Genomic DNA, 12,866 nt, shown 5'->3' on the forward strand with positions numbered 1-12,866 from the left:
CCTTGCTCCTTGCGGACGGGGTACGGGTGTCAGCCCTTGACGGCGCCCTCGCCGACCCCGCGGAAGAAGTACCGCTGGAGGCAGGCGAAGAGGGCGATGAGCGGGGCCACGGCGATGACGGTGCCGGCGGCGACCAGGCGTTCGTCGTTGGCGAAGGTGCCGTGCAGATAGTTGAGGCCGATGGTCAGGGTGAACTTGTCGGGGTCGCTGAGCACGATGAGCGGCCACAGGAAGTCGTCCCAGGCGCCCATGAAGGCGAAGATCGCGACGACGGCGAGGGTGCCCTTCACCGACGGCAGCGCGATGCGCCAGAACCGCTGCCAGACGTCGGCGCCGTCGACGTAGGCGGCCTCCTCGATCTCGTACGGCAGGTTGCGGAAGGCGTTGCGCATCAGCAGCACGTTCATCGCGCCGATCGAGCCGGGCAGCACGACCCCGATCAGCGTGTTGTTCAGGCCGAGTTCCCGCATGGTCGTGAACTGGGCGATGATGATGCCCTCCACGGGCACGAGCATCGCCAGCACGAAGACCAGCGTGGCCACGCCCCGGCCGCGGTAACGCAGCCGGGCCAGGGCGTACCCGGCGAGTGCGGAGCCCACGCAGTTGGTGACGACGCTCGCGCTCGCGACCTTCAGCGAGTTCAGGGCGTAGTCCCAGACGGGGATGGTGTGCGCGACCCGCTCGTAGTTGTGCAGGGTGGGATGGCCGGGCAGGAACGTCGGCGGCGAGCTGAAGATGTCCTCGGTGGGGCCCTTGAGGGACGTGGACAGCTGCCAGAGGAAGGGGCCGACGGTGAGCGCCAGTACGGCGAGCAGCAGTACATAGCGCAGGACCAACTCCCACACCCGGATGCGGCGGCCGTGCTCGTCGGTGACGCGGAGTTCGCGGACCTCGGGCTCCTGCCGGGGCCGTACCTTCTCCAGGACGCTCATGTCTCCTCCCTCCGGTCGGCGCGCAGGACGAGCAGCATCAGCGCGACGGTGACGACGAACACGACGACGGAGAGGGCGGAGGCGTAGCCGACGCGGCCGGTCAGGCCGGTGCCGGTGCGCTGGACGAGCATGACGAGGGTGGTGTCCTCGCCGGCCGGGCCGCCGCTCGGGCCGGCCATCAGGTACACCTCGGAGAAGACCTTGAACGCGGCGACCGAGGAGAGCGCGGCGACCAGCACCATGGTGGAGCGCACGGCGGGCACGGTGACCGTGAGGAAGCGGCGGACCGGACCTGCGCCGTCCACGGCGGCGGCCTCGTGCAGCTCGCGCGGTACGTTCGCCAGCGCGGCCAGATAAATGATCATGTAGTAGCCGAGGCCCTTCCACACCGTCACGGCCATGGCGCTCAGCAGGAGCAGCCACTGGTCGCTGAGGAAGCCGACCCGCCCGATCCCCACTGCCTCCAGCAGGGAGTTGACCAGGCCGCGTTCGTCCAGCAGCCACACCCAGATCAGCCCGACGACCACGATGGAGGCGACGACCGGGGTGTAGAAGGCGGACCGGAAGAAGGTGATGCCGGGGATGTTCTTCTGCACCAGCAGCGCGAGCAGCAGCGGCAGGATCACCAGGGCCGGTACGACCCCGACGATGTACAGCGTGCTGTTGCGCAGGCCGGTCCAGAACATGTCGTCGTGGAGCAGCTCGCGGAAGTTGGCGAGTCCGACGAAGCGGCCCGGGATCAGGGTGCGGCGGTCGGTGAAGGAGTTCACCACGGTCGACACGAACGGGTACAGCACGAAGGCGCCGATGACGAGCAGCCCGGGGGCGGCGAACAACCAGGGGCTGACGGGAAGTTGGCGCCGCACGCGCGACACGCCGGCCATTCGCGTCAGCCCTGCTGCTTCAGGAGCTGGTCGCAGGCCTTGACAGCGTTGTCAAGAGCCGTCTTGGGGCTCTCCTTGCCTTGCAGGGCCTTGGCGACCTCGTTGCGCAGCGCGGTCTTCATCTGCTCGCTGAACAGCACCGGCGTGTAGTTGACCGCGTTCTTCAGGGACTGGGCGGCGGCGATACGGACGCGCGTCTCGTCGGTGCCGTCCTCCTTGGTGAAGTACGGGTCGTCGAGGGAGCCGGCGGTGCTGGGGAAGATGGCGACCTTCTTGGCGAAGGACATCTGGTTCCGCGCGTCGGTGACGAAGTGTGCGAAGGCGACCGCGGCCGGGGTGTGCTTGGTGCGGGAGTTGACCATCACGCCCATCACGTACATGTTGACGTGCCCGGTGCTGGTGATCTGATCGGTGATGCCGATGTTCTTGTACAGGTTCGGCGCCTGCTTCTTGAAGTTGCCGAGGTCGAGCGCGCTGCCGGGGTTCATGGCGACGGCCTCGGTGAGGAACTTCTTGCCGGAGGACTCCGGGGTGGCGGTCAGGGCCTGCGGGTCGAGGGCCTTGGCGTCGTACAACTCCTTGTACTTGGTGAGGAGTTCGAGCCCCTTGGCGTCGTTGAAGGCGAACCCGGTGCCCTCCTTGTTCATCAGCTGGACGCCGTAGCGGCCGAAGTCCTCGATGGTGGGGACGTTGGCGAGCGTGGCGACCTTGCCGTCGCTCTTCTTCGCCAGCTGCAGTGCGTCGGCGAAGAGTTCGTCGTACGTCTTCGGCGGTGTGCTGGGGTCGAGTCCGGCCTTCTTGAACAGGGACTTGTTGTAGAAGAGCGGGCCGGTGTTCAGGTACCACGGGAAGGCGTACGTGCCGCTCAGACCCGGCACCTGATGGCTGGCCCAAGCCCCGTCCAGATACTCGGACTTGTACTTGGCCGCGGCCTTGTCGAGGTCGAGGGCGAGGCCCGCCTCGGCGAGCGGGGCGACCAGGTCCGGGGAGACGTTGACGACATCGGGCAGGGTGCCGCCGGCCGCGTCGGCGCTGATCTTGTCGGCGTAGCCCTCGGCGGGCTGGTCGATCCACTTCACCTGGGTGCCGGGGTACTTCTTCTCGAAGTCCGCGATCAGGCCCTCGAAGTACGGCTTGAAGTTGGCGCGCAGGTTCCAGGTCTGGAAGGTGATGTCGCCCTCGACCTTGCCCGAGGCGTCGGTCGAGCCGCCGTCGTCACCGCCCGAGCCGCACGCGCTCAGCGGCAGGACGAGGGCGACGGCAGCGGCGGCGAAGGTTCTGCGGGAGATACGCACGGCGGCTGGGCTCCTTTGCAGGGGGATGCAGCGGGACGCGGTGGGATGTGGCCGAAGGTGCCGGGCCAGACTGTGCCCAGCGTTTGTGTGAGGAGTCAATGGATTCGACCCAGCTAAAGTCATTAGTGACTCAAAACCCCTGCTCACAGCGGTGTGTTGAACCTATTGCCGCCGATCGCTAATGCGCTTTAGGGTAAGTGCGCTCAAGCGCATTAGCAGTTGGCCGGTACCGAACCGTATGGAAGGGGGAGCCAGCATTGCCGGAGAAGCGATCACCCGCGCGCCGACCGACGATGAAGGACATCGCGCGCCGCGCCGGAGTCTCCGAGAGCGCGGTCTCCTTCGCCCTGAACGGCCGTCCCGGCGTCTCCGAGGCCACCCGCGCCCGGGTCCGCCGGGTCGCCGAGCAGCTCGGCTGGCGCCCCAGCACGGCGGCCCGTGCCCTCTCCGGCGAAGGAGTGGCCACGGTCGGCTTCGTCCTGGCCCGCCCCGCGGACACGCTGGGCGTCGACTCCTTCTTCCTCCAACTCGTCTCCGGCATCCAGGAGGTGCTCGCCGAGCGCCACCTGGGCCTGCTCTTCCAGGTGGCCGAGGACGTGGCCGACGAGTGCGCGGTCTACCGGCGCTGGTGGGCGGAGCACCGGGTCGACGGCGTCCTGGTGGTCGACCCGCGCGCCGAGGACCCGCGCCCCGACCTGCTGGACGAACTCGGCCTGCCCGCCGTGGTGATCGGCGGCGCACCCGACGTGCGCCACCCCGGTCTGTCCACGGTGTGGGCGGACGACGCCGGTGCGATGGCGTCCGTGGTGGACGAACTGGCCGCCCTCGGCCATCGCCGGATCGTGCACATCGCGGGCCTGCCCGGCCTGGCGCACACCCAGCGTCGTATCGCCACGCTGCGGGCGGAGGCGCGGCGCCGCGGCCTCACGGAGGTCCGCTCGGTGACCACCGACTACTCCGACACGGAGGGCGCCGCCGTGACCCGCCGGGTGCTCGGCGGCTCCCCTGCCCCGACCGCGCTGATCTACGACAACGACGTGATGGCCGTGGCCGGCCTCGCGACGGCGGCCGACCTCGGCTTCCGCGTCCCGCAGGACGTGTCGGTCGTGTCCTGGGAGGACTCGGCGCTGTGCCGCATGGTCACGCCCCGGCTGTCCGCCCTGTCCCGCGACAGCGCCGAGTTCGGCCGCACGGCGGCACGCGAGCTGATGGCGCTGCTGGACGGGGAGCCGGCACGGGCGGTGGGGGTGCCGGTGCCGCGACTCACGGGGCGGGGCAGTACGGGGAGTGCGCGGCCGGCGTGAGAGGGCGGTGCTTCACTGTTCAACCGCCCGGTTTCCTGCGGTATCTAACTATTCGACACTTGCGGAACTCCGCGTTCGGAAAGATGCTTGAGATATCCAGGCCGGGCACTTCCCCAGGAACCGTAGCACCGTCGTGGCGATCGGAATCTTGCCGCCGACCTCCTTCTTCGCCCGGCCACCGGCCGACGGCTGGGTGCGCGTACGCCCTCGCGGTGACAGACACGCACATGAAGGGGAGCCGTCATGAACGCGCCGTCCGCGAGCGGGACGATCACGCCCCGCTACTGCGCCCAACCACCCCAGACCCAACCCGTGTTGCGCCCGGATCTCAGCCCGGGCCGGTCGAGGGCGATCCTGCTGGTCCGCGCCAAGTGGGTCAACGGCACGGTCCTGCACTACGCCTTCCTCGACCAGGGCGGTGACATCGGAGGCCCGGAGCAGCTGGAGGAGGTCCGGCGCGCCTTCCAGGCCTGGAAGAACCTCGGGATCGGCCTGGAGTTCAAGGAAGTGACCGATCCCACCGAGTCCGAGATCCGCATCGCGTTCCGGGAGCGCGACGGCTCCGCGTCGTACGTCGGCCGGGACAATCTGCTCATCGGTACGAACGAAGCCACCATGACCTTCGGCTGGGACCTGACCACCCCGTACGGCAAGGCCACCGCGCTGCACGAGACCGGGCACGCGATCGGCTTCGCCCACGAGCACCAGAACCCGTTCGCGGGCATCCAGTGGAACGAGGCGAAGGTCTACGAGGACCTCGGCGGACCGCCCAACAACTGGCCCCACGAGGTCACGTTCGAGAACATCCTGCGCAAGCTGTCGAAGGACGAGGTCACGGGCTCCGACTGGGATGTCCACTCCATCATGGAGTACAGCTTCGGGCCCGGACTGATCGTGCGCCCCGAGGCCTACCGCAACGGCATCCCCGAGACACTGGGCCTGTCCGCGTCGGACAAGGAGCGCGTCCTGCAGTGGTACCCGCCGCTCGCCGCCCAGCCGGCTCGGCTCGAGGCGTTCCAGTCGACCCCGCTGCAGCTCGCCACCGGGGACCAGGCCGACTTCGAGATCGTTCCGCCGGAGACCCGGAGCTACGAGATCGGCACGTTCGGCAACAGCGACGTCGTCCTGGCCCTGTTCGAGCGCGTCGACGGCGAACTTCAGTTCGTCACCGCCGACGACGACAGCGGACAGGACCGCAACGGACGCCTCACGGTCAAACTCGTCAAGGACCACAGCTATGTGGCCCGGGCCCGCCTGTACTCCACCTGGGGCAGCGGCTCGATCGCGCTCATGTACTGGTGAGCGGCGGCGCCGGGTCGGTCACGGCTGCTTCGCGCCCGGCAGCCCCGGCGTGCCGGTGACCGACATGACGAGGGAGTAGAGCGCGGTGTCGGCGGCGATGAACATGCGGTTCCGCCTGGCGCCGCCGAAGCGGATGTTGGCGACGACGTCGGGGGCCAGCAGGCGGCCGAGAAGCGTGCCGTCCGGGTCGTAGCAGTGCACGCCGCCGTCCATGGCGGCGGCCCAGAGCCGGCCCGCGTCGTCGAAGCGGATGTTGTCGAAGTTGCCGGTCCGGCACGCGGCGAAGACCTCGCCCCCGGTGAGGGTGCCGTCGTCCTGGACGTCGAAGACGCGGATGTGGTTGGCCCTGCTGTCCGAGACGTACAGCCGGTGCTCGTCCGGCGAGAAGACGAGGCCGTTGGGACCGCGGAAGCCGTCGGCGACCAGCCGTACGTCGCCGGTGCCCGGGTCCACGCGGTACACGTTGCAGGCGCCGATCTCGCTCTCGGCGCGGTGCCCCTCGTAGTCGCTGGTGATCCCGAAGTCGGGGTCGGAGAACCAGACCGAGCCGTCGGACCGCACGGCGGCGTCGTTCGGGCTGTTGAGCCTCTTGCCCTGGAAGTGCTCGGCGATCACGGTGATCGAGCCGTCGTGCTCGGTGCGGGTGACCCGGCGGTTGCCCTGCTCGCAGGTGACGAGGCGGCCCTCGTTGTCCAGGGTGTTGCCGTTGGGGTGGCCGGCGGGTGAGCGGAAGACGCCGACCGTCCCGGTGGTCTCGTCCCAGCGCAGCAGGCGGTCGTTGGGGATGTCGCTCCACACCAGGTAGCGTCCGGCCGGGACGTAGACGGGACCCTCGGCCCAGCGGCAGCCCTCGAAGAGGGTCTCCAGCTTCGAGTCGCCCGCGGTGCACCCGCCCGTACGGAACCGGTCATCGAGGATCTCGTACAACTGCGGTCGCTCGCCGGGCATGCCGTCACCCTCACCGTCTATCCGAATGTTGATCTGCCGAATCCAAACTATGCAGAATGTGATTCGACAGATCAAGCTATTAACTGAAGGAGACACGGTGGACGACATCGATCGGCAGTTGCTCGTCCTCCTCCAGCAGGACGCGTCGCGGCCCTACGCGGCGCTCGGGGAGGCCGTCGGGCTGTCCGCAGGAGCGACCCATGAACGCGTGCGCAAGCTGCGTGAGCGGGGCGTCATCCGCCGGACGACCGTCGAGGTCGATCCCGCGGCGATCGGACAGGGCGTGCTGGCCTTCGTCATGGTGGAATCGACGCGGTGGGTGGGTGACTCCGGCGACCGGTTCTCCGCCATTCCGGAGATCCAGGAGGCGCACGTCATCGCGGGCAGCGCCTCGGTCCTGGTCAAGGTCAGGACCTCGACGACGCAGCGGCTCCAGGACGTGCTGCGCCGTATATACGCGATCGACGGAGTCAGCGGCACTCAGGCCACCGTGGTGCTGGAGACCTTCTTCGAGCGCCCTGTCACCCCGTGACCTGCCACTCCACCTTGAACACCCATACGTACCGGCCCGCCTTCCGCGCCGCCTCCGGTACGTCGACGACCAGGGAGCCGCCCGTGACGGTCCAGGTCAGGGGGCGGTCGTGACCGAGCATGGTCACCTTGTCCCCGGCCCGTACGGGCACCGGCGCCGGCACGGTCAGCTTCGCGCCGGGCCGCACCAGGGAGTGGATGTAGAACGCCTCGTCCGGTCGGACCGTGAAGCGCAGGTCGTCCCCGAGCTGGGCCATCCGTGACCAGTACGTGGTGTCGTACACCGCCTCCCCGTTCACCTTCAGCCAGTCGCCCGTCTCGCGCAGCCGGGTCTGCATGATCTCCGGGATCGTGCCGTCGGCGCGCGGGCCGATGTCGAGCAGGAAGTTGCCGTTCTTCGAGACGATGTCGACGAGGCTGTGCACGACCTCCTCGGCGGTCATGTAGGCGGAGTCGGGCGTCGCCCGGTTGTAGCCGTAGCTGAAGGGGTCGAGGCCCCGGCTGGACTCCCACTTGGCGACGACCGTGTTGTCGTACGTCGTGTACTCGGGGGTCGTGAAGTCGTGGAAGTCGATGCCCGAACGGTTGTTGACGGTGACGTCGACCGGGCGGGCGCGGTTCTTGGCGTGGTTGAAGTACTCGGCGAGGACGTGGAGGCTGTCGTTCGCGCCGCCGATGTCGCACCAGATGATCTCGGGGTCGTAGCCGTGGATCAGTTCGAGCATCTGCGGTGCCTGGTAGTCGTGGACGTAGTCCTTGCCGGCCGTGTAGCCGGTGTATGGAACCGGTTGGCCGGTGTAGGGACTGCGCGGGGCGTGGCCCATCCACGGGCTGTCCGGGTTGAACCACTCGGGCATGGAGAAGTACAGGCCTCGGTGGAGTTCGGGGGCGTAGCGCCGCGAGGCCTCGAAGAGGTCCTTGACCAGGTCCCGCTTCGGGCCCATCCGCACCGCGTTGCGGTCGCTGACCTTGGTGTCCCACAGGGCGAAGCCCTCGTGGTGCTTGGAGGTCAGGACGTGGTACTGGGCGCCCGCGTCCCGGAACAGCTCCACCCAGGCCCGAGGGTCGAACCGCTCGGCGGTGAAGCGGGGGATGAAGTCGTCGTAGGCGAAGTCCTCGCCGTAGGTGTCCCGGTGGTAGGCGTACACCGCGTTGGCCGGGTCCTGCATGTGGTTCCAGTACCACTCCGCGTACTGCTTGCCGACCGGCGACCAGGCGGGCACCGAGTAGACGCCCCAGTGGATGAAGATGCCGAACTTTGCTTCCTGGAACCAGTACGGCGCCTGGTGGGCGGAGAGCGAGGTGTCGGTGGGTTCGTAGTCGGCGGTGCCGAGGGTCAGCGCCGTCCTGCCCGCGGCCGCCCGGGCGCCTCGGCCGGTGACCGTCACCGTGCCGTCCCGGCGGGTGCCCGGCGGTGTGCCCGGGCGGTTGCGGATGCCGATGCGGACGCGGGCCTGCTCACCTGGGTCGAGGCGGCGGATGCGGGCGGGCTGGACCGTGCGGGCGCCCGGGACGTCGACCGTCACCGACACACCGTCCGCGGCCAGGACGGCGACGGTGCCCGCGTTGACGACGGTGGCCTCCACGCTCTGCGCGCCGGACGGTTCGAGCAGGGAAGGCGTGGAGTGCGGGCCGCGCAGAGTCAGCGCCCGTCCGGTGGCCACCGGTTGCAGGGTGAGGGCGAAGACGTGCAGGGAGGTCTTGTTCGCCTCGGCCGGGTTGGTGACGGGGAGAGTGACGGCGACCGCCTCCCGGCGCGGGTCGAGCCACACCTCCGCGACTCCGATGCCGACGCTGTGCTCGTCCCTGCCGCCGTCGGGCCGGTAACGGTACGGCGCGGACAGCGGGCCGCCCGCCGCGTACCAGTCGGAGCCGCCGAGGCCGGCGGTGGTGGTCGTGCCGTCGGCGTAGTGGACGGTGGCCCTGCCGGAGGCGTTGCCGTAGCTGGCGGCGGTGAGGAAGAAGGCCGACAGATAGTGGCCCTTGGGGAGGTCGAGGCGCTGGCCGAGGGCGACGACGTTGTTGCGGGCGCCGGCGGTCGGGGCCGGGAAGAGGAAGGGCACGCCGTCGACCTCGACACGGCCGGCGGGCAGCTCCTCCCCGGGGAAGGTGTAGCCGGAGCCGTCGAAGTCGCCTCCGCGCGCGGAGGCGGTGTCGATGCCGTCGTTGTCGTAGAGGGCGTCCAGCGGGACGGGCACGGGGTCGGGGACGGCGGCCCACGGCCCCTGGCGTGCGGCGGCCCGTGCGGGTGTGGTCATGGTGAGCGGAAGGGCGGCCGCGGCGGTCGCGCCGGCCGCCGCGCCCAGGATTCGACGTCTGGGATACGTGCTCATGAGCGGCTCCCATACACTTCGATTCATCGGATGTCTGATGATTGTGCTGGGGTTGCGGGCATGTCAACGGGCTTGCAGATGCTGCGACTTGACCCATTGATCGGATGACCATTCCGATGGCGGACATCGACCCCTCGACGTGCCGCGCCCGACCGTGCACAGTTCTCCGTACGCACCCTGATTGATACCGACGAGTAGCCGAGGAGTGCCCGTGAGCAGCTGGGCCGGCCGGACCGCCGCCGAGATCGCCGCCGCCGTACGCGCGAAGGAGGTCACGCCACGGGAGGTGGTGGCGGAGCACCTCGCGCGGATCGAGCGGCTCGACGGCCGGATCGGGGCGTTCCGTACCGTGCGGGCCGAGGCGGCGCTCGCGGAGGCGGACGCGGTGGCCGCCCGTGCCGATCTGGCCGAACTGCCGCTCGCCGGTGTGCCGGTGGCGGTGAAGGACAACCTCGCGGTGCTGGGCGAGTCCCACCGCGACGGCTCGGCCGCGACCCCGGACACCCCGGCCACCGAGGACCATGTGACGGTGGCCCGGCTGCGGGCGGCCGGTGCGGTGGTCGTGGGCCTGACGAACGTGCCCGAGCTGTGCGTGTTCGGCACCACGGAGGGCGTGTACGGCACCGCCCGCAATCCGTGGGACACCTCCCGCAACGCGGGCGGCTCGTCCGGCGGCAGCGCGGCCGCGGTGGCGGCGGGTCTGGTGCCGCTCGCGCTCGGCAACGACGGGATGGGCTCGCTGCGCATCCCGGCGGCCAACTGCGGCCTGGTCACGCTGAAGCCGGGGCACGGGGTGGTGCCGGCGGGGATCGGCAACGGCGACTGGTTCGGGATGTCGGAGAACGGCCCGCTGGCCACGACGGTCGAGGATCTGCGGCTGATGCTGTCGGTCCTGGCGGACGCCGAGTTCGTACGACGTGAGGAGCGGACGCAGCTCAGGATCGCCGTCGGCCTGCGCAGCCCGGTCGCCGGCGTGAGCGTAAGCAGGCCGTATACGACCGCGGTCCGGCAGGCGGCCGGAGTGCTGGCCGAGGCCGGGCACCGGGTCCGGCGGGCCGAGCCGCCCTACCCGCTCTCCCTGAGCGTCACCTCGCTCCAGCACTGGACGGCGGGTACGGCGGTGGACGCGGAGGGCCTCGACCCGGCGCGGCTGGCCCGTCGGACCCGGGTGCACGCGGCCGTGGGCCGGCGCTTCCTCCACTCGGTCCGCACCGGCGACCAGCGCGAACGCCTCCGCGGCCGGCTGACCCCCTTCCTCACCGAGCACGACGTCCTGCTCACCCTGGCCCTCGCCCGCCGCTCCCCCAAGGCCGCCCCCTGGCACGAGCGGGGCTGGCTGCGCAACATCGTGGCCAACTCCGCCTATTCACCCTTCACCCCGCCCTGGAACCTGACGGGCTGGCCCGCGATGTCGATCCCCTTCGGCACCCTCCCCTCCGGCGCCCCCTGCGCCGTCCAACTGGTCGGCCGCCCGGGCATGGAGGCGGACCTGCTGTCCCTGGCGAAGCAGCTGGAGACCCTGCACCCGTGGCGGCGGACGGCGCCCCTGGCGGATCAGCGGTAGCGGACCTCACGTCCGTCGCGCAGGTCCCGCAGGGTGACACCACCCGGACCGGGCGGCGCCCGGGCGTATGCCCGCGAGTTCCTGCCGGACGCCGTGGCCGTCCCGCCACACCTCGACGACGGTCCGTGTGCCGAGCGCGGCCGCGGCGGCACCGGTCCAGCGCTCGGGACCGAGCAGCGCTCCGTGGTATCCGGCGGCGCTGTACTCCCCGCCTGTCACGATCGTCCGCCCCCTGGCTGGTCGAGCGCCTTGTACATGATGTGCAGCCCCACCCTGCCGTGGCGGGGATGGTCGTACGCCTTCGGGATCGTGGCGAGGACGGTGAAGCCGAGGGACTGCCACAGGGTGACCGCGGGGTTCGTCTCCACCACGGCGTTGAAGACCATCGCGTGGTAGCCGTGGGTCTGCGCCTCGGTCAGGATGTGCTCGGCGAGGGCTCGGCCGATGCCCTGGCCGGTGTGGTCGGGGTCGACCATGAAGCCCGCGTTGGCGACGCCCGCGGCGGGGCCGGCGTAGTTCGGGGTGAGGTAGGCCGAGCCGACCACGGTACCGGTGGGGTCCTCGGCCACGTAGACGCGCTTGGCCGGGCTCATCCACAGGGCGCGGGCCGCTTCCTCGGAGGTGTCGGGGTCCCAGGCGTAGGTCTCCGCGGCGGCGACGATCCGGTGCCAGAAAGGCCAGATCCGCGGCCAGTCCTCGGCCGCGGCTTCTCTGATCAGCATGGGCGTGAGTCTGTCAGGTCACGCCCATGCGTGCGGCGATCGCGACGGTCCGGCCCTGCAGGGTCAGTCGACGCTGGGCAGGATGTGGGGTTCGGCGAGGTCGTCCTCGTAACCCGCGAGGCGGATCGGGGCGGAGCGGGCCCACACGTCGAGGCTGCCCAGTTCTCCGGGCCGCCGGCGGCCGCGCTCCGCGCGTTCCTTGGGGCGTTCGTCGCGATTCGTCTTCTCCGGTGTCACCGCGCACTCCTTATGTGTCGGGTCACCCTCAGGGCCTACCGGACAGCCTGCGCTCCGGCACTCGTCGCCCGCTCGGGTCTGGATACAAGGCCAGTCGGACGCGGTGGCGCCGGTCCGGACGTGGGGTGTGGGTGGGACCCCGTACTGCTGTCCGTGCCCTCCAGATTAACCAAATGAGCGGAGGTCCGCTCGATAGGGAGTGCAAACAAGATGTAACTATCGGACGTCATTCGACCTCTCAATGCCCCCCAATATGGATCTATTTGTCATAAAGTGCATCACCCGGCCGTCGGAGCGATTCACCCACTCGGCGGACATGCGGCGCAGTTCAGGTGCCGTTGGCCGGGCCGCAAGCTCGCCATGATCTGGTGGCGGAGGGCAACGGCCGTCTCCCGGAAGGACTGACGCATGGAGCTGCGCAGCGTCGAGGAGCTGATGGACCTGCTGTATGCCGGCCGGCACCAGCACGCGCTGCGAACCGCCGCGCTGCTGCGCCGCAGCCGCCCCGCCGACAAGGAGCTCCAGGTGGCGGGGCTGGTCCACGGCATCGGGCCGGTGCTGAGCCCGGGCGACGAGGCCGGGCGGGCCCGCAGCGCGGCCGCCGCGGTGCGCCCACTGCTCGGCGAGCGGGTGTTCCGGCTGGTGCGCGGGGCTTTTCACCCCACCGGTCCCGCCGACGACGATCTGCTGCGGCTGCGCCAGGCCGCCGAGGAGGGCCGCACCGCGGGCTTCGACGCCGGGGTGCTGGAGGACTGGCGCACCGTACTGGAGCTGATCGCGGCCCGGCACTCCCGACTCGGCGCGTAAGCGCTCC

The 12,866-nt window shown here is 70.1% G+C and carries 13 protein-coding genes; 5 read left to right on the top strand and 8 right to left on the bottom strand.

What is annotated here, in order from left to right; translation table 11 throughout:
* Positions 1-29: 29 nt before the first annotated feature.
* From CRP49_RS41940 to CRP49_RS41950, 3 genes are read right to left on the bottom strand one after another with little or no spacing between them, the layout of a single operon-like run.
* Positions 30-932, bottom strand: a complete 903-nt coding sequence (locus CRP49_RS41940; protein ID WP_097258602.1) for a carbohydrate ABC transporter permease — start codon at positions 930-932, stop codon at positions 30-32.
* On the bottom strand, positions 929-1,816 hold the full coding sequence (locus tag CRP49_RS41945) for a carbohydrate ABC transporter permease (RefSeq protein WP_097258603.1): 888 nt from the start codon (positions 1,814-1,816) through the stop codon (positions 929-931). Before CRP49_RS41945 ends, CRP49_RS41940 begins: the two co-directional genes overlap by 4 nt.
* Positions 1,817-1,821: 5 nt before the next feature.
* A complete protein-coding gene (locus tag CRP49_RS41950; protein ID WP_097258604.1) occupies positions 1,822-3,111 on the bottom strand; it encodes a sugar ABC transporter substrate-binding protein in 1,290 nt (429 codons plus the stop codon).
* Positions 3,112-3,368: 257 nt separating this feature from the next.
* Here CRP49_RS41950 and CRP49_RS41955 point away from each other — a divergent pair, with 257 nt between their 5' ends.
* Together CRP49_RS41955 and CRP49_RS41960 are read left to right on the top strand one after the other, a co-directional pair.
* The gene (locus CRP49_RS41955) at positions 3,369-4,415 is read left to right on the top strand and encodes a LacI family DNA-binding transcriptional regulator (protein ID WP_094221621.1); all 1,047 of its coding nucleotides are present in this window, start codon (positions 3,369-3,371) and stop codon (positions 4,413-4,415) included.
* A 243-nt stretch (positions 4,416-4,658) separates the two neighbouring features.
* Positions 4,659-5,717, top strand: a complete 1,059-nt coding sequence (locus tag CRP49_RS41960; RefSeq protein WP_257033814.1) for a M12 family metallopeptidase — start codon at positions 4,659-4,661, stop codon at positions 5,715-5,717.
* Between the two features lie 18 nt (positions 5,718-5,735).
* Here the strand turns inward: CRP49_RS41960 and CRP49_RS41965 are convergent, their stop codons facing one another.
* A complete protein-coding gene (locus tag CRP49_RS41965) occupies positions 5,736-6,665 on the bottom strand; it encodes an SMP-30/gluconolactonase/LRE family protein (protein WP_097258605.1) in 930 nt (309 codons plus the stop codon).
* Between the two features lie 97 nt (positions 6,666-6,762).
* Here CRP49_RS41965 and CRP49_RS41970 point away from each other — a divergent pair, with 97 nt between their 5' ends.
* Positions 6,763-7,197, top strand: a complete 435-nt coding sequence (locus tag CRP49_RS41970; protein WP_097258606.1) for an Lrp/AsnC family transcriptional regulator — start codon at positions 6,763-6,765, stop codon at positions 7,195-7,197.
* Here the strand turns inward: CRP49_RS41970 and CRP49_RS41975 are convergent.
* Positions 7,187-9,529: an alpha-L-fucosidase gene (locus CRP49_RS41975; protein WP_097258607.1), complete on the bottom strand. Its 2,343-nt coding sequence runs from the start codon at positions 9,527-9,529 to the stop codon at positions 7,187-7,189. The two genes, CRP49_RS41970 and CRP49_RS41975, sit on opposite strands and share 11 nt — an antisense overlap.
* 211 nt (positions 9,530-9,740) lie before the next feature.
* On the opposite strand from CRP49_RS41975, the gene CRP49_RS41980 reads away from it, so the two are divergent.
* Positions 9,741-11,093: an amidase gene (locus CRP49_RS41980; RefSeq protein WP_097258608.1), complete on the top strand. Its 1,353-nt coding sequence runs from the start codon at positions 9,741-9,743 to the stop codon at positions 11,091-11,093.
* A 6-nt stretch (positions 11,094-11,099) separates the two neighbouring features.
* Here the strand turns inward: CRP49_RS41980 and CRP49_RS46655 are convergent, their stop codons facing one another.
* The 3 genes from CRP49_RS46655 to CRP49_RS46170 form a co-directional block, all read right to left on the bottom strand.
* Positions 11,100-11,312, bottom strand: coding sequence for a hypothetical protein (locus tag CRP49_RS46655; RefSeq protein ID WP_143670101.1), 213 nt, complete (start codon positions 11,310-11,312; stop codon positions 11,100-11,102).
* Positions 11,309-11,815, bottom strand: a complete 507-nt coding sequence (locus CRP49_RS41985; RefSeq protein WP_097258609.1) for a GNAT family N-acetyltransferase — start codon at positions 11,813-11,815, stop codon at positions 11,309-11,311. The genes CRP49_RS46655 and CRP49_RS41985 overlap by 4 nt, the downstream gene beginning before the upstream one ends.
* A 63-nt stretch (positions 11,816-11,878) precedes the next feature.
* Positions 11,879-12,052, bottom strand: coding sequence for a hypothetical protein (locus CRP49_RS46170; RefSeq protein ID WP_101375216.1), 174 nt, complete (start codon positions 12,050-12,052; stop codon positions 11,879-11,881).
* Positions 12,053-12,460: 408 nt separating this feature from the next.
* Here CRP49_RS46170 and CRP49_RS41990 point away from each other — a divergent pair, with 408 nt between their 5' ends.
* Positions 12,461-12,859, top strand: coding sequence for a hypothetical protein (locus tag CRP49_RS41990; RefSeq protein WP_097258610.1), 399 nt, complete (start codon positions 12,461-12,463; stop codon positions 12,857-12,859).
* Positions 12,860-12,866 lie beyond the last annotated feature (7 nt).

The organism is Streptomyces sp. Ag109_G2-15 (assembly GCF_900215565.1).
Lineage (GTDB): Bacteria > Actinomycetota > Actinomycetes > Streptomycetales > Streptomycetaceae > Streptomyces > Streptomyces diastatochromogenes.